General features: G+C 68.2%; 6 protein-coding genes. All 6 read right to left on the bottom strand.

Annotated elements, in window-relative coordinates:
- Window positions 1-10 precede the first annotated feature (10 nt).
- The 6 genes from ACQ5BE_RS14625 to pglW are packed head-to-tail and all read right to left on the bottom strand — an operon-like array spanning window position 11 to window position 17,742.
- Entirely contained in the window at window positions 11-2,122 is a 2,112-nt protein-coding gene (locus ACQ5BE_RS14625; protein WP_430297729.1) for a DEAD/DEAH box helicase, read from the bottom strand.
- On the bottom strand, window positions 2,123-3,454 hold the full coding sequence (gene brxD / locus ACQ5BE_RS14620) for a BREX system ATP-binding protein BrxD (protein WP_430297727.1): 1,332 nt from the start codon (window positions 3,452-3,454) through the stop codon (window positions 2,123-2,125).
- Window positions 3,454-6,204, bottom strand: a complete 2,751-nt coding sequence (pglZ, locus tag ACQ5BE_RS14615; RefSeq protein ID WP_430297726.1) for a BREX-2 system phosphatase PglZ — start codon at window positions 6,202-6,204, stop codon at window positions 3,454-3,456. The genes brxD and pglZ overlap by 1 nt, the downstream gene beginning before the upstream one ends.
- Window positions 6,201-9,950, bottom strand: a complete 3,750-nt coding sequence (locus tag ACQ5BE_RS14610; protein WP_430297724.1) for a DUF6079 family protein — start codon at window positions 9,948-9,950, stop codon at window positions 6,201-6,203. The genes pglZ and ACQ5BE_RS14610 overlap by 4 nt, the downstream gene beginning before the upstream one ends.
- Window positions 9,947-13,519, bottom strand: a complete 3,573-nt coding sequence (gene pglX, locus ACQ5BE_RS14605) for a BREX-2 system adenine-specific DNA-methyltransferase PglX (protein ID WP_430297723.1) — start codon at window positions 13,517-13,519, stop codon at window positions 9,947-9,949. The genes ACQ5BE_RS14610 and pglX overlap by 4 nt, the downstream gene beginning before the upstream one ends.
- Entirely contained in the window at window positions 13,516-17,742 is a 4,227-nt protein-coding gene (gene pglW, locus ACQ5BE_RS14600; protein WP_430297721.1) for a BREX system serine/threonine kinase PglW, read from the bottom strand. Before pglW ends, pglX begins: the two co-directional genes overlap by 4 nt.
- Between the last annotated feature and the right edge of the window lie 10 nt (window positions 17,743-17,752).

The raw sequence follows: 17,752 nt of genomic DNA, 5'->3' as shown, positions 1-17,752 counted from the left end.
CGTCGCGGAACTAGTTGGATGAGGCACGCGGGCTCGGGCCTTGAACGCTGGTCAGTCCGGTTATCTCAACCGTCCGGCGCCACGCAACAGTCGCAGCAAGCTCGGCCGGCAGCATCTCTGCGAACTTCAGCTGGCGTACGGCTGCTGGCTCGACAGACCGTGCGTCGACCGCCACGGCGTTCGCCTTGCGGAGCGCGGCAATGACGGCCAACGCCGTGGCGTCCCCCCTCAGATTCACCCGCCAGTTGTGCGGTTGCCGGGAGTCGTCTAGAAGCTCAGGTGCCACGGTCTCGAGGGCAGCGATGTAGGTCGCGTTCATCTTCGCGCCGGCCCAGTTCCACCACTGTACGCGGTTGCCGTCGCCCACCAGGAGCAATTGCCCGTCAGACACGCGGCCTGCGTACTCGTCGCGGAGGCGGTCAAGTGCGGCCTCGGCCCGCGCGCTCAGTTGTACGCCGGAGAGTGGGGTCCCGAGGAGCACCCGTTGAATCGCCTGGCAGAGCTCGTATGACATTGGCTGGGACGTGCCTGACCACTTCGAGGGATTTGCCACTGACGAGGGCTCGACGAACGCTTTCCGCCGCTTCCAGTCCACGTGGTTGACCTTCCAGCCACGCCCCCCAAGGGTCACGAGCCGCGGCCCGTCAACCTTACGCATGAACACCATCGGGTCGAGCGAACCGATCTCCTCGCGCCCGTGGAACACGGAAAACTGCGGATCCGCGGTGAACACCGCCATCAGATCGCGATAATGTACTCCGCCATATCGGCGCTCCGCCTCGGGGCCAACGAAGAGCATGTCTCCATCGACGTCGAGGTGCCCGGTCGCCACCAGATGCTCCTCGATCTCGACCCACTGCTCGGCAGAGGCGAGATCAATACCCGAGAGCCACTCCCGCCAGGCCGCACGCGGAATCCGCCGCTCCTGCAACGCCAGCCCCAGCAGCTGCTGCGCTGCAATGTGCAGCGGCAGCGGCGGAGGAACAATTGGCTCCACGTAGCCCTCGGACCACAACAGGAGCAATCCGAGGGCAATGAGAAACTGCTCGTCGGTCACCTCGAGGAACAGCATGTTCCGCGATGTCCCAGCCCGTCGTCCGGTGCGCCCGAGCCGCTGCAACACCGACGCCACCGTGTAGGGCGAGCCGATCTGCAGCACACGGTCTAGATCACCGACATCGATCCCGAGTTCCAGGGTGGAGGTCGAGACGATCACGCAGTCGCGCGCGGTTGAGAAGGCTTCCTCGGCCTGACGCCGTACATCCACCGATAGTGAGGAGTGCGAGACGAAGGTTTCGACGTCGCGTTCCCGAAGATTCAGCGCCAACGTCTCGACCGTCCGCCGCGAATCCGCGAACACGAGGCGCTTTTCACCGCGGTGCAACGCTGAGATCACCTTCGCCGCATTGCTCTCCGACCCCACGAAGTCCAGCTGCATGCCGACCGCGGCGGCAGCGCCGCCGTCGGGCGCCACCACCGAAGCCGCGACACCGGCGGCACGGTTCCCGCCCTGCAGCCATCCGAGCAGCTCCGGCGCGTTCCCCACCGTTGCCGAGAGCCCCACCCTCTGCAGCGGCCGCCCAGCAATGTGCGCGATCCGTTCGAGGACGGCGAGCAGGTGCCACCCGCGGTCGTCGCCGGCGAACGCGTGAACCTCATCGATCACGACGGCGCGCACGTCGCCGAAGAGCTCATGCGGGTTGGACAGTCTCGAGACGAGCATCGACTCGAGGGACTCGGGGGTCGTGAGCAGCACGTCGGGCCGATTCAGCACCTGCCGCTTTCGCGCGCCCGCGCCGGTGTCTCCGTGCCGCACTGCCGCGGTCCGGCCGAGCCACGACGCGTAGCCGGCCGCGCGTGGCTCCAGATTGTTCAGCAGTGCCCGCAGGGGACACACATACAGCACCGACGTCCCGGCCCACTCCTCGGAGGCCATCCGGGTCAGCACGGGAAACAGCGCCGCCTCGGTCTTGCCGCCGGCCGTCGGCGCGAGCAGCAGCGCGTCGTTGCCGGCAAGGATCGGCCCGACAGCCTCCTCCTGTAGGGGCCGCAGCGCCGACCAGCCCAGCGAATTTACAATGTGGTGCTGCACCACCGGGCTGAGCTGGTCGAAGCCGGACACCTAGAGCTCCAGGTCGACGTCGTCCGGCGAGGCCGCCGGCCCCACGGCGCCGGAGGACGCCGCCCGCTCCTCGGGCGAGAGCTCCTCTCGCGAAAGGGTGAGCGCGTAGTGCTGCCGCGGGTCAAAGTCGGGGAACTGGTCCACCCGGTCCAGGACATCCCCGACGAGCTTCTTGAGGAAGATGCGCGGCGCCACGCCCACCTTGCCGCCGAGGCCGCCGGCCACGGCCGCCGCCAGGTCCGCCACGTAGGAGTCCGAGACCAGGGACAGCACGCGCCCGTCAGCCTCCGAGCCCGAGGCGTAGAGGTTCCGCACGCGGATCCCGAGGGACACGAGCGAGTCCCGGTCGAACCCGCTGAGCCTGATCTGAACTGCCCGGGGGTTGTCGAACCGGGACTCCGTCTGGAAGTCGGTCGCGAGCCGCTGCGCAAGCGGAGGCAGCCGCGGCACCCCGGAGGGCCCGTCGAAGAACGCCGGCGTCCCGGTCAGCACGAGGTACAGCCCCGGGAACCGGCCCGAATCCACCTCGTCCATGAGCTGCCGGATCGCGTTCAGTGCCTTGTCCCGCACATCGGAGCGCATGCGCTGGAGCGTCTCGACCTCGTCGAGCACCACCACGAGCCCCGGATGCCCCGCGTCGCGCAGGATCACCAGGAGCCCCTGCAGGAATCCCATCGCCCCGAAATGGTCCAGGTCGCCGCGCACCCCGGAAGCCCGCTTCGCGGCCGCGCCCACGTGCGGCTGCCCTCCGAGCCACGCCGCGAGCCCGTCCGCGGAGACAGCGTCCTCGGACGCGGAAGCCGCCCGGTACCCCCGCAGCGCCTGGGCGAAAGCCGGCGTCTTGGCGCTCACATCCGCGAGCCGCCGCTCGAGAAGCTCGGACGTGGCCGTGTCCAACGCCGAATCGCCCATGGACGGGTCCGCCGCGAGCGCGTCCTCCTCCAACGTGAACAGCCACGAGTCCAGCACCGACCGGAATGCGCTCGGCTGCACGGATGCAGTCCGCAGCGACTCGGTGATCCGCCGGTACACGGTCTCGAGTTTGTGCAGCGGCGTCTCAGTCTCGGAGATCTGCACCTCCGCTGAGGCGAATCCCCGCCGCAGCGCGCGTTCGGCGAGGAACCGCGTAAAGAACGTCTTGCCGGTGCCGTACTCGCCGCGCACGGCCTTCACCACGGACCCGCCGCCAGCCACCGAGTCGAGCTCCTCGTCCATGGCCCGCTCGAACCGGTCGAGGCCGACGGCGAGGAGGTCGAGCCCGTTGGAAGGCACCGTGCCCCGCCGCAGCGCGTCGATGACCTCCCGGCGCCGCCGCGGCGAGACCTCGGCCATCACGCCTCCACCTGGAACTGCTCGCGCAGCAGCGCCACGTCGAGGAGTAGCTCGCCGCCATCGGTGCGGAGGACCGCATACCCCTCGACGTTCAGCAGCTTCTGGATCTGCGCGATCGCGCCGCGCATCCGCGCCAGCGGCACCCCGAGGACGACGGCGGCCTGCGCCTGGGCGAGTCGGCCCGCCTGAGTCGCGGCTACGCGGTCGATGAAAAGTGCCACGGTGGCATCTTCCACGCTCACGCGTCCGGCGAGCTTCGCCTGATCCTTGTAGACCTTTGAACGGACGACGGCGTCGCCGAGCCCGCCGCTGGCAGGCTCGTTGGTCACCATCTCGTCGAAGAGCGTCGGGGCGTCGCTCGCCTTCTTGGGTGCCGCGGGGCCGGCGGTGACCACCTGCAGGGAGGGCGAGGCGCTCCACCACGGCGGCTCCTGAGGCGCTGCGAACTTCCATCCAGCGGGTGCCTCGGCACGCGTCGAGGGCACCAAGACGGCCACGGGCACCACGGCTTCGGCGGGGGAGCCGCCGCCGTGGTAACCGGCCTTGAGCGGTCCGTATCGGAGGGTCTCGTCGACCGCAAGCACTGCCCGGCCGCCGTGGTCCAGCACGCGGCGCCCCTCGACGAGCACTTCGTCATCGCCCGCAGGCTCGGCAGTAGAGCGCGACCTGTTGCTCGAGGTGTCCTTGTAGGGGCGCTGGACACCGCGCCGCCGCTCGGCCACGTGGCCGTGGTCTGCGGTGAGCACCACCGTCCTGCCGGCCAGGAGCGCAGCCGCCAGTAGGGGCCGCAGGTGCTTGACGGCGTCCACGTTCCACGAGGTGCCGGCAGGGTCGCTGCGGTCCAGCGCGTCGTCGATCGTGTTCAGCACACAGGCCACGAGCCGGGTGCGCAGCAGATGGTTCGCGTCGACGCCCGTGATGCTGTCACGGACCTCGTCGCTCAGGGCGAAGCCGGGACGGGACGAATCGAGCGGCTTCTTGTGATGTAGCACGCCCGTGCCACGTGTGAGCTCGGTGAAGCCGTCCTGCTCCTGCTTCTGGCCCCCGGACATCAGCCGCCCGCACAGGAGGGAGGTCCGCGAGTGCTCGGTGAGGGTCGGCAGGACGGCGAGTGCGGCCATCCTGCGCTCGGCGTCCTTGGGGATGACCTCGTTCCAGCCCTCGTGCCCGGAAACGATGGTCTGGACGAGCTCGGCCGCAGTGCCGGTGCTCATGCCGTCGAGGACCACAAGCAGCACCGGATCCGATGACGCGAGCGGAAGCACCACCTTCGAGATCACGTGCTCAAGGAACCACACCCTGTCCGCTCCCGCCGCGACGAACCCGGCGGCCTTGCCCTCGTCGGAGCGCGTCGCCGTGGCGAGGGCGGTCGCGAACTGGCGGTCATGAGAACGCCGGCGTTCCTCGACGAGCCGGAGGACGTGCTCGATCCGTTCGCCGAGGGTCGACCCGACCACGCCGCCGTCGGCATCGTTGAAGGCCGAGTCGACCCAGGAGTCCACCCAGGCCTGTCGCAGCGCCAGCAACGCAAGGCCGAACACCGGCTCGTCGGGCTCCGCGAGCCATCTGGCCAGCCTCACGGCCGCGCGGAGCGGGTCCACCCGTGGATCGCGCCCGTCGTCCCGCGGAGGGTCGAACAGCAGGTGGCCCTCGAGCGCGGACCACGCGTCCTCGACGGCCGGAAGCGCATCGGAGCCGGGAACACGGAGGAGGGCCGCGGAAACCGCCGACAGCTGCGCGTCAAGACTCGACGGCAGAAGGTCGGAACCGGCGCCGAGCCTTTCGGCCTGGAGCTCGCGGAGCACCGCATCGGCTGCGTCGACCACACGCCGGCCCTCGTGCCACGTCCGCGATTCGGAGAGCAGCCCGCGTGCCACGGTGCCTGCCGCCTGTGCGAGTGCGGCCAGCGAATCGCGGGTCACGGCAGGAGAGCTGTTCTTCCAGCGGTGTTCGAGCCGTGCCAAGGCCATCTCGGCCTCGACACGTTCGGCAGGACGCGAGTCGAGCTCGGGGCGCGTGAGCGCTTCGAGTGCGATGCCGAGCGGCAGCGCGTCGGCTCCCGCCCCGGTGACGAGCAGCTGGCGGATGGGCGCCTCCGCAATTCCGCACGCCCCGGCGATCCACGCGAGCACGGCGTCGGCGAGTTCGTTGCCGGCGTCGGCACGTAGGGCGGCGATGCTTGCGGTCGCGCCGCCCTCAGCTGCCCAGCGCAGCACCGAGAGCGCGTCCACCGTTGACGCGGCGATCCCCAGGCGTTCGCGAGCCACCGAACCGAAGGCATGGTCGGCAGTCAGGACGCCGGCGGGGGCAGGGGGCCATCCGTCGGGCGGGGAGACCCGAAGGAGGCCCTGCGCGATCTCGGGTCGTCGGTAGTCGCGTACGAGGACCCGGTCCAGCACCGTCGCCTGGAACCGGTCGCGCACACCCTCCCACGGGTCCGGGTTGCGCAGGTGGTTCCCCACGAAGTGCGCGAGGATTCCGGCGCCGAGATCGTCCTCGCTGCGGTCCGTGAGGATCACGAGCCACGAGTCATGCGTGTGCCGCTGCAGCGCAGCGCGCACTGCCAGCGCGGAGACGCAGGGCAGGACGTCGACGCGCTCACCGTGGTCTTCGAACTCACGCCTGGCGCCTGGGTCCGGCGTGGCCCGGATCCCGATGACCTTGCCTTGGTTCTTGGACCGCGCCTTCTCGATGAGGGAGCGCACGACGGCGTTCGTCACCTCGCCGGCGACCGCCGCCTCGAGAGTCACTCCACGACCTCCCAAATCACCTGGATCTTCTTCCCATCCTGGCCCCGTATGAATTTCTGAAGCTCGTCGAGAATCAGCTCCGGTCTCGTGGAGTCGGTGAACCGGACGACGCGTGACTTGGAAGGTGGAAGGACGAGTTCCACATCGTTCGGATCAGTCGGCGGGACGGGCGGCTTGGGTCCCGGCGGCGGAAAGACAGGCGGGTTCGGGACGGGATTTCCTGCCAGCCAGTCGAAGATCCCGTTCATCGCTGCGTTGAGTGCGGCGACGCCTGCAGTCTCATACTCGTGCCGTGCGAAGGCCTGGGCCAGCGTCTCGATGACCCGCTGCGCGCTGTCGGCACGAGGATCGCCACCGCGCACCGCGTCCGACAGGACCCGCAGCCGATCCCATTGGAAGCCCCTGACGGCCTGGGCTAGCTGCTGCGAGGTGGTGAGCGAGCGGGCCGCCTCCTCGGGTGTCCCGTCGAACTGGGCGCGGGCAAGCCGTTCGATGAGTGGGACGCCGCCCAGCTGACGGAGGGTGTCGAGCAGCTCCGCGAGCTGGCGCGCGAGCACCCGGCGCGCGCCGCCGTCGAACGCCAAGCGCGAGGCGACGTCGTCGAGCGCGCCGACCAGTGCATTCGCATGAGCCGAATTCTGCCCTGCGAAGGCGCGGACCTCCTCCGCCAGTTTCGCGACCGAGGTCGGCGTCATGAACGAGGTGCTCGCGATGCCCAAAACGCGCTGGGCTTTGTCGCGGGCTTTGGCCCAGTCCTCGGTGGTCGGCATCGGCTGCGGCCGCAGCTCCATGGCGGACTGCAGCGAACCCGGGGCCGGCGTCGGAATGGGGCCGCCGTGGCTGAACCACGCCCGCTGCCGCAGGAGCCCCCAGCCGAGGATCACAAGGTCGGATACTTCGGGGCGGAGGCCGCGCGGCGGCTCGACGGCGTCGATCGCGGCGCGCAGGTCGGACACGGTGACGGCGCCGGTCTCCTCCTTGCCGAGCTTGGCGAGGCCCTGCACGATGTCCCGGCCCCAGGATCCGAAGTAGTCGTCGCCGAAGAGGAAGAACTGCTCTGCGGCCTTGCCGACTCCGAGCGGGTTCGCGACCCGGGTCAGGAGCGCACGGGCGGTGGAATCGATCTCGAGGCGCCGCTCGGACGTCGCGACGGTGCGCTCGAGGAACTCTGCTACCTTCTTGAGCTCCGCGGTCCGGACCTCGGCATCAGCCGGCTCGAACTTCGGATGGCCCGGGTAGGTCGCGTCGAAGGCTTGGGCCGCCAGACGCCGAAACGCGTCGCCGAGGGTCGCGCCCACCGGGGGAGCGGGCTCGAACGTCGGGTCGAGCGAGTAGAGCACCTTCTCGTGCCCGGAATCATCCAGCAGCGTGCCCGAGGTGGGAGCGGCCGCGCCGTAGGCCTGTTGCATCGCGTTGGTGAGTGTTTCCTTGAGGGTGCGGTGCTGTGCCTCGAGGATGTTCTTGGCCTGGAGCCGGTCCACCTCGCTGAGGTGGTTGGCGTGCGAGGTCCAGCGCTCGTCGCTCGTGAGGAGCCAGTCGAGGATCACGAAGCGGCGCAGGTCGCGGCGCCGCTCGTCCGAGAGGAACTTGGGCAGCCACACGACGGTGTGCTCGGTGAAGCCGTTGCGGGCGATGAGGCCCTCAACCCGGCGGACGTCCTCCTGCGCGGTGTGCTGCTCTTCGTCGAACGGGTGGTCGATCACGAACCGCCACGCGCCGGGGCCCGCGCGGAAGTGGTCATCACTGAGCCATCCGGCGTCGCGGACGTTACCGAACATGAGCTCGACGTCGCGCTTCGACCCACGCCACACGATCGTGTGCCGGTACGCCCCGTACATGTCCTGCGCCCCGAGCTCCATGCCGAAGCTTTCGGAGATGAGGTCCTTGATGGCTTCGCGCTGGCGGCCCGGGTTGTCCTCGCCCTTGGCCTTGTCCACGATGGACTCGTAGTCCACGTCGGAGAGCTGGACGCTGATCACCGGGTTCAGGCCGTCGGCCGCCACGTGGATTTCGGGAACGGACTTTGACCATTCCTTGACCTTGGCGAGCACCACCGAGGCCTCGCCGCCGGGGAGCGGCGTGACGATCGAGCCGTGGTTGAGGGACGCGAGCCGCGCGGCAGTGAGCGCCTTGAGCGCGGGCACCCCCGGGGCGACGGCGGAAAGCAAAAGCGTCTTGGCGAGCCTGTCGTCCACGTCGAAGTACCGGGGCCGGGTGGCGTCGTTCGCGACGTCGGTCTCGGTGAGGTTGTTGGCGCGCAGGATCGTGGGACGCAGCTTCTCGGTGTAGAGCTGGATCGCGGAGCGGAACAGCGCCGCTACCTGCGCGTCGAGCACCGCGCCGCCCTGGCTGTGCACCACGTAGTCGTAGCAGTCGCCCACCGGGATCACGTCGTCGATCGTGAGGGTGTTCCGTCGGTCCACGAGCATCTGCTGCATGACCTTGAGAGCGGTGCGGTCGCGCTGCATCACGCCTGCAAGGGTGCGCAGCGTGGAGATCAGGGCCGGCGCGAACGGGTAGGTCATGCGGAAGGCCTTCTCGTCGGCGCCGCGGTGCCGGTCGTCGGCGTTGAAGCCGTCGAGCAGCACGTCCCACACCTGAGGCGCCCGGTCGAGCCGCGAGAACGCGTCGTCGACCGCGAGCCGTGCCGCGTCGTCCTTGGGCTTGAGGAGGCGCCGGCTGGCGACGTACGGGAGGTTGTCGTCGCCGAGCTCGATCTTGGCGAAGCGTCCTTCCTGATGCCGGAAGGCGCTCTCGAGGGCTTCCTGCTGCGCGCCGCTCGCGCCGGAGTCGGCGAGCCATTTGCGCAGGTCCATCTGGCGGGCGATGAAGGAGATGAGCGGCGTGGGCAGGCTGCCGTAGGAGCCCTCGACGAGCTTGGTGAGCTTCTGTGATTCCTTGCGGAAGAACTCCTTGTCATTCATCCCGAACGCGAGCCACAGGACGAGCTCGTCGAGGAAGAGCACCACGGCGTCGTACCCGAGCGCCCGCGCGTGGTTCGACATGGCGGCGAGGCCGGTGTCGAGGTCCACGTAGTCGGACATGTTCGAGTATGAGGTGAAGTACTTCTCCACGAGCACGCTGACGAGGGCCTGACGTTCGGCGCTCTGGGGTGCGGCCGCGCGCGCGGCGTGGTACCGCTCCTCGCTCCATGAGCCGGAGCCGAGGACCATCGCCCATTCGTCATCGGCCGCGTCGCCACCGAGCCCTTGGAGGAATGCTTCGGTGCCCATGGAGGCGCGGAGTCGTTCTGCATCCGCGAGCAAGGAGTCCGAGGGGAAGAACGCGGGGAGCGGCGCGCCGGGGTGGAGGGCCTGGACCTGGCGGATGTAGCCGGAGAAGAGGACCTGCTCCATCGAGGTGCCGTCGAGGAAGTGGAACGCGAGCGGCAGGATCTTCTTGGCCTCGAGTGCCGCGTCGTGGCGGGCGACGACGGGCTGCAGCTCCGCGATGGCCCTGGCCTCGGGCACGTGGCGGAGCAGTGCGTGGAGCACCGCCATATAGTGCGACTTGCCGGAGCCGAACGATCCGGTGAGGAACGCTCCGCGGTTGATCCGGGTGTTGAGGGCGTCGGCCACGAGGCTCAGGCCGGCGTCGAACGACTCGGCGAGTGCCGGCGTCACCACGTAGTTCTCGAGCGCCCGGTGGGCGCCCTCACCTTCTACGCTGTCGGTGAGGCGGAGGACGTAGTCCTCGACCCCTGCGCGCTCGGGGATGGTGAAGACGTCACGCAGGAGCATGCTCATGAGTCCTCCTTCACTGCGGTGGTCTTGGGTTTGCGGCCGCGGCCGGTGGGTGCCGGGCGCCATGCGGTGAGCTGGTCGGCGGCAACCCCGAGTGCCGCCATGCGCTGGTCGAGCTGCTCGGCGCAGAAGGCGGCCATGCTGGTGCCGTAGAGCGGGTCGACGTCCTGGTGCCATTGCTGGACCCAGAACAGGAGCTCGTTCATTCCGGCGACGAGCGGCACGAGCTTCTCTGCGCCTTCCCCTTCGGATTGTCGCTGGTCCTGGATGGTGGCGAGGGCCAGGAACTGTTCGGCGTGGTTCCACCCGGCCCACCCCAGCAGGAGCGTCGGGTCCGTGGACCGACCCGCGTCGGGGTAGAGGACAAAGCGTTCCTTGGGGACGTCGAGCTTGCCGCGGGCCTGCCAGTAGGAGGTCTTGCGGAAGTCGGCCGTGGCGTACTTGGGCGGTACGGGAATCTTGCCGACGTCCTTGCCTTCGTCCTCGTCGCGCTGGAGTTCCCATGTGCGAACCCAGGCTTCCCGTGTGCGCAGCCCCGAGTCCTTGAGGCGATGCGCTGCGAGGTAGGGGACCGCCTCGTCGGACAGCAGAGCAGTGAGCGCCTTGACGACGTTCACGTCCTTCGTCTCGGCCCACAGCTCGAGTACCGAGACGAGCTCAGCGTCCCGGGCTATGGTGTCCGCGAGTTGGCCGATGCTCTTCGGCGTCGGACGACCGTGGTTGTCGAACCAGTACTTCCGGTCCTCGAGACGGTCGAGGAGCCAGCCACGCAGCGCACGCTCCTGCTGCTTCTCCCACGGCTCCGTCGCCCAGCGGCGCTTGTACTCAGGCTTCTCCAGAAGGCGAATGTTCGGATTCGACTCGATCAGGTCCAGACGCCGCTGAACCAGCGCCCGATAGTCCTCCGGCCAACGCGCTGGGATTTCGGTGATCGGAGTCGAGCCGTGCCGCTCGAACCACGCCGTGTCCTCTTCGCCCGCTGCGAGCTTTCGTGCCAAGGCAATCTCGAACGCTCTTTCACCCAGCGCAATTTCCGGGATGGAGCCGGAATACGTGAGGGTCTCGTCAGTCAGGCCGTAAAGTCGGTAGACCTCCCAATCCAGCTCTTCCTGTTGGGCGATCATCTGTGCGGATAGCGTGGCGTAATCTTTGCGTGCACGCACAATTGCTTCTGCTGTTGGCGCGCCCGCCCGAGCTTGGTCGTCCGGCGACGCTTCCATGCGATTCAGGGCGAGTGCATCCAGAATCTGCGCGCGACCGAGGGGAAGAGAATGAGGAAGTGGAAAGTCTTGAAGCGTGGTTCCGGTGAACTCGTACCGTGGCTCCCAGTCCTCATCGCCGATGCCGCCACCAATGCCGCCATTACCCTTGTTGTGGCTGTTTTGCTTGAGCCAAAAGCAGGCCGTCGACGAGTTGAGGACGCCCAGCAGCGCCAGATGCTCATCCTCGGTTGCACCCTCGGGCAGCTTGATCACCGGCGCTGAACGATTGAACACCTTCCCTCCGCGATCCAGCACAAAGTGGTTGTGCGTCGCCACGAACGCGAAGGTGATGGCCATAGGAGAACACCCGGCGTCACGTGGTAATTGATGCCAGGCGAGCCAAGATCTTCCTTCTTCCTTGTAGGTCGCTCCACTGAAAAGTCTTCGGGCCCACAGTGTCGTTTTTAATGGCCAAAATGCTGAGATAGCTGAACCGAGCGCGGCTACTTCGTCAATCTCGAAGTTCTCGTCATACGGTAGAAAAGCAGCTTCAGAAAACTGTGCAGTCCAGTCACGTACTAGTTCTCCGCGTGTTGCCAATGGTGCGTGGGCCGGCGGTAGGCCAACCCTCTCGGCATAATCAGCCGGAATAAAGAAGGCCTCGTCTGCATGGGAGTCCCCATAAAAGCCAATCCGAATGACGCCATCACGAACTTGCCTCTTCGCCTGGCGATCTAGTTGCTCCAACAAATTGCTCGCACCGCCACCTGACAATGACCACGGGTGCTTGTTCAATAGTGTTCGATCTAGGTCGACAACACTAATCCACGAATCCTCGTGTCCAGGGTTGTTCACATTGTTGACGATGGCCTGCCACACGAGACCCTTCTCGGGGTCGTTGGGTCGCCCCGGCTCGCCTCGCACGCCGAGGACGGCCCGGACAGCGGAACCGACGGGACGCTGGTGCCGGCCGGTGATAATGACCGTCGGGGTGCCGTGGCCAGGGATGTAGGCGCCAGAGGTGTCGGCGACGAGGCGGAGGTCCTGCCTTGAGAGGAAGTCCTCGATGATCTTGGAGCCGAACTCGCGCTTCATGAAGGAGTTCGAGGTGATCTGCCCAGTCCACCCAGCAGGCTGCCCGTCGCCGCCGTGCTTGGCGAGCCCGAAGAACCGCTCCATGAACGGAACGGTGAGGGCGTAGGTTCCCTTGCAGGTCGCGTAGATCTTCCGGTACGCGGCGTTGAGGGTCTTGTCCTTAACCGTGATGTACGGCGGGTTCCCGACAACGACGTCGTACTGCCCAGGCCGCAGGATCTTCTTGAGGAGGTCGAGGTCTTCTGTGGCATAGGCGAAGCCGCTCAGGTGGGCGTCGGCGTCGAACCCGTCGAACCTGAATTCGCGTTGGTTCTGTCCGTGGAGGAGGGAATCGCCGGCGGCGAGGTGGTAGTCGTAGCCTGGCGCTTGTTCTAGGGAGGTGAGGCCTTCGGCGCTGAGCGCTGCGGCCGTCAGCCGGAACTTGGAGATCGCGACGGCGAAGGGGTTGATGTCGACACCGTTGATGGAGTCGAGGGCCTTCTGGATCCGCATCCGGGATTCCATGGCGGGGGCATGCGTGGCCCAGGCGTCGAGCATGCGGTGGAAGGCGCCGAGGAGGAAGTGACCCGACCCGCAGGTCGGGTCGATGATCTTGAAACCCTCGAGGGCTCGTTCCTTGAGTGCCGGGGTGAGGGTCTCGTCGAGGATGAACTCCTCGACGAACTCAGGTGTCTGCAGGAGCGCATAGGTCTTCTTCGCGTACTCCGAGAGGTCCTGATACAGGTCGCCGAGGAACCTAGTGGACAGCTGGAGGTCGGTCAGGTCGCGTAGGCGGCTTCCGTCGGGCGCGGTTTCGCGCCAGTAGTCCAGCACCTTCTTGGCCATGGCACCGGAGGGCTGGACCTGCCACAGGGGCGAGTGGGACTCCACCAGTCCGCGCGTGGCGGGAAGCGCCTTGAGGTGCTCGACGGCTTGGAGCGTCCAGTCGCGGTGGGTGTGCTCGGGATTGCGGCGGAAGTAGTCCAGCTCGGCATCGAGGGCCTCCTGACGCTTGGGCCCGGGGCCGGTGATCCAGACTCCCGAGACGAGGGCGTTGTCCTCGCAGAAGCGCACGAACACAGTCGTCAACACCCATGCCACGGCCGACTGGGTGATCCGGTCGTCGCGCCATGCCTCCCACGCCGAGGAGGTCCGCTCAGCCTTGAGGGCGTCGGCGTGCTCGCGGCGCCACCGCGCATCGTTCGCGGCGTCGCCGGCGAGGCGCTCGCGCAGGTCGTCCTCGACCTCCAGGACCAGCTTCCGCAACTCCGCAGTGAGCTCCGGGCCAGCGGTCATGAGGTGACTCCTTCGGGTTCAGTGAGGGTGGGGACGAGGTTCTCGACCCACTCGCGATCTAGCTTGAGGAACTGGTTGGGCGAGGTGACCATCGGAACACCGTCCAGCAGCGCGCCCTGGTTGCGGTCCATCTGCGGCAGGACTAGCCACACGGCCTGCCCGCGGGAGACGCTCAGGTCGCTGAGCCGCTTGAGCACGTCCGCGTGCCCGTACCGTGCCAGAGGCGACGCTTCGGTGAGCAGCACGGGTCGGCGAGTGCCGCCGTCGTCCGCACCCGACTGGATAGCCGCCTCCACCGCTGGGAGTGCACGCTCAACGACAACCGCGAGGCCCCGGCCCGCGCGCGAATCCTTAGGTTGCGCGTCCGCCTTGACGAGCGAATCCCACGGCGGGACCTGCTTGGACTCGGCGAGATCCTGCATGGAGTCGATGAGCAGACCGGTGACGTCAACGGTCCTGGCGTTGAAGCGGCCTTCGAGGATGCGGACCAGGCTGCCTGCCAGGGACGCCCGCACCCCGAGGGCGAGGAATGAGCGGCGTTCTGCGCTGTCCCTGAGCCGCTGCTCGATCGCGCCGGCTGAGGCCACCGGAGCGCTGTCCGCCTGCGTCCGCGTGAGGGTCTGGGTTGGGAACCCCGTGGTGCCGGACTCCACCGTGAGGGACGTGTACGCCTCGAGAGCGTGGTCGAAGCGCAGATCGAGATTCGCGTCCCCGATCAGAGCGTCCAGCCGGGAGTCGCTCGGCACGAGCGGCAGCGCGGGGAAGCGGACCTTGAAGCGCGTCTGGATCTCGTGCCGCGTGAGTCGCTGGGTTCCCACGAGGCCCCTGAGGATGATGGCGAGGGCCTGCTTCTGGGAGAGGTCGTGGCGGTGCAGCTCGGCCGAGCCGGTCGCTGCCGCGTGCTGCGAAGTGCCGGCGGCGAGGCGGGCCAGGCGGGAGCGGTCGGTGAGGGCTGCGAGCTGGGCCGGGGAAGCTTCTAAGGTTCCGGTGAATTCGGAGACGGCCGCCGTCAGGCGTGAGGACACGCGGTCCGCTGGGACGAGCGGCGAGGCGCCGGACGCCTCCGAGAGCAGCCGATCCGCCTGCGCGCCCAAGGCCTCTGCCAGGTCCAGCAGGGTAGTGGACCGCGCGATCAGGGCGATGCGGCTGTTGCGGCGGCGCTGCTCCGTCTGGTTCGAATCGTCCTCGGCGCGCTTCAGGGCGCGGGCGCGGTCGACGGCGACAACGCGCAGGAGGCCCTCCGCCACGCGGCGCTCGGTACGGTCGCCCTCGGGCGTGGTCCGCTCAAGGATCGCATCGGTCAGTTCGTCGACCGTGGCGACGCCGCCTAGCGCATCGAGCCGATCTGCGAGCTGATTCTCGAGGCTGCGGAGGAGATCGATGGCGGCCTCGGACTCGGCCCAGGCCTCCTGCATCTTGTCGAGGAGCTGACCCACGCGCGCGGTGCCGATGGGCTTGGCGAGGGTGGCGCCGAGGGCTCCCTGAGTGCCGAGTGCGTCAGCGTTCCCGGCGAATCCGAAGATGAGCCGCGCGAGCTCGTAACCGTTCGAGCCCCTCCTCGAGCCGCACTCGGCCACGAGGGTCTCCGCGATGGCACGGACCGAGGGCAGCTTGCCCGCCTGCGCCTGCTGCTTCGCCTTCGCCCCGAACTTCTTCCGCCAGGCGCTCGCGCGGGACTTCACCTCGCGGCGCGTCGCGTCGGCGGAGCCGGAGAGTGCGTTGAGGCGGACGGGGTCGACGGCGAGCAGGTCACCCACCGTCGTGACGCTCAGGTGCTCGACGGCGGACAGGGCGCGAGCCGAGAATCCGGCGTCGGCCAGCGGGGTGGTGAGCGTCGCCGCTGAAGCCAGCCGCTCGGCGTCGTCCGACGCCGTGGTGACCGTCTGCGTGAACGCCGCGCGCCAGATCTCAAGCATCTGTGCGGCGGTGTCGTGACGCGCGGATGCCTCACGGGCAAGAGCCTTGCGGAAGAAGGGCACGAGCGCAGCGCGGATGGCCTCGTCGAAGTCGGCGGGGTCGAGGTGGACCTCATCCTTGACGGCTGCTGGGTCAGCGTAGGGGTCGCCGTAGAAGGGAGTCTTCCCTGTGGCCATCTCGTACAGCACCACGGCGGCCGAGTACCGCTCCGCTGCCGAATCGAAGTGCTGGCGCTTGCCCAGCGCCCCGAGGAACGGGTCGAGGTACGGAGGCGTGCCGGCCTCGAGCGAGGTCGCGGACGCGCGCGAGAGGGAGAAGTCGAAGAGGACCAGGTGCTTGCCGTTGCGCTGGTCCTTGACGCCGAGGTTGGACGGCTTGATGTCGCGGTGGTCCACGCCCGCCGCGTCGAGCTGGATGAGGGCCTCGAGGAGGTCGGTGCCGTAACGCTCGAGATAGTCGATCGTCAGGCGACGGCCGCGCAGGGTGTCGCTGAGCGTTTCCCCGCCCGCGCTCTCAAGGAGGAGGGCTGTGCGGCCGTCGACGTCGAGGGGCTGAGTCTCCTTTGCCATGCTCACGAGGCGGTTGCCCTTGAGCTTCGCGAGGACCTCCGCCTCGCCCTCGAGCCGCTTGGCGGCGCGCTCATCGAGGGCGACCTTGAGGACACGCTCGGCGCCATCCGCCTCCGCATCGCGCACGAGGAGGCCGAGCGCCGTCGAGCCTCGCCCGAGGCGGCGGACTACCTCGAAGCGGCCGCCGCCGAGGACGGCGCCGGGCTTCGCGTCGAGCGGGTCCACCGTCTCTTCGGGCACCGTGGTGGAGGTGGCCTCGAATGCGTCGAGCTCCTGGAGGAACTTCTGGACGGTCGCGGTGCGGTCCGTGGGCGACGGGTTCGTGGCCGCGAGGACTGCGGCCCGGATCGCGGAGGGGACCTGTGGGAGGTCCACACTGAGGTCGAGGCCGCCCTCGAGGCGCAGCCGCTCCTTCAGGCCGATGGCCGAGCTGGCGGGGCTCTTGCCCGTGAGCAGGAAGTAGGTGAGGGCGCCGAGGCCGAACACGTCGAGGCGGATGCGGTCAGCGTTCGGGGCCCACCGGCCCTCGGGCGCGGCGAAGGCCTCGGTGAGCCAAGCCTGCTCCGGCGAGTCGACCTCCTTCAGCGCGAGGCTCGTGACGCCGTCGTGCGCGGTCTCCGCCTGGGTGCGGCCAGCGGTCTGCCAGTCACCGATCTTGGCCTTCGGGCCCTCGGGGGACTCGTCGATCCACACGGCCTTGGGGGAGAGGCCGCGGTGGACCACCCGGTGGCCGTGCGCGTAGTCGAGGGCCTCGCCGAGCTGGTGGACGAGGGTGAGCTGCTGATCGAGGGATGTGCCCTTGGTCTGGCCGGCGAGCCACAGGTCGAGGCGCTGGGTGGTATCCGAGAAGTCGTAGACGAGGCCGACGCCGAGATCGCTCTCGACGAGGTCGCGGGTCTTGAGGATGCCGTCATGGTTGAGCTGGCGCAGGACTCGGTGCTCGTTCTCCGCGATCTTGTGCTGCGTGTTCTGCTCGGACTGCGGCGCGTTCGGGGACGTGACGAGGAAGCGGATGCGGACCAAGTCATCCTTGGCGACCTTGTGGTAGCCGCGCCAGTCCTGCCAGCCGTTGCCCTGATCGAGGGCGCCCTCCTCGATGATCCACGAGCCAGCCTCGCGCTCGCGGCGCGGGACGAGGCCGATGCGCTTCATGAGGGCGGCGAGGATCTGCTCCTTGTTGCCGCCGATCGCGTTGTTGGCGTAGGGCTCTTCGAGGAGGAGGTCCGAGATGCCCGGGAGGTTGGAGGTTTTCTCGGTTTCGTCGAGGCCGAACAGGTTGATCGACGAGCTCTCGGAGAGCTCGCACACCAGGTTCGGGTGGTGGAGGAAGACGGATTCCTGGATGAAGGGGATGACCTCCCGCGCGGGCGGGACGTTGGTCTTGTTCTCCTTCGCCCAGGCGTAGAACTCGTCCTTGAGCTTGGAGGAGAAGTACTGCGCCTTACGCCTCGCCAGCAGCAGCGGCGACTCCTCGGCGCGATGGCCGTCGCGGAGCCAAGTGTGGTCGTTGCCCCGGAGGCGGCCGGAGTAGTACTTGAGCTCGATGAGGTGGAGGCGGCTCTGGGTCAGGACGAGCGCGTCCACTTCGTGCCAGCGGCCCCGGCTGTCGCGGAACTCGAAGTTGGTCCAGGCGCGGTACGGGGAGTGCATGGGGAGTTTGGAGCGGAGGTAATTCAAGCCCTCGGCTTCGTGAGTGAACTGGGACTTGGAGACCTCGACCCACCGCTCGTCGGACACGCCACCTCCC

Source organism: Sinomonas sp. B1-1 (assembly GCF_050474465.1).
Classification (GTDB): Bacteria; Actinomycetota; Actinomycetes; order Actinomycetales; family Micrococcaceae; genus Sinomonas; species Sinomonas flava.
This window is presented reverse-complemented; position numbering and strand designations above follow the sequence as displayed.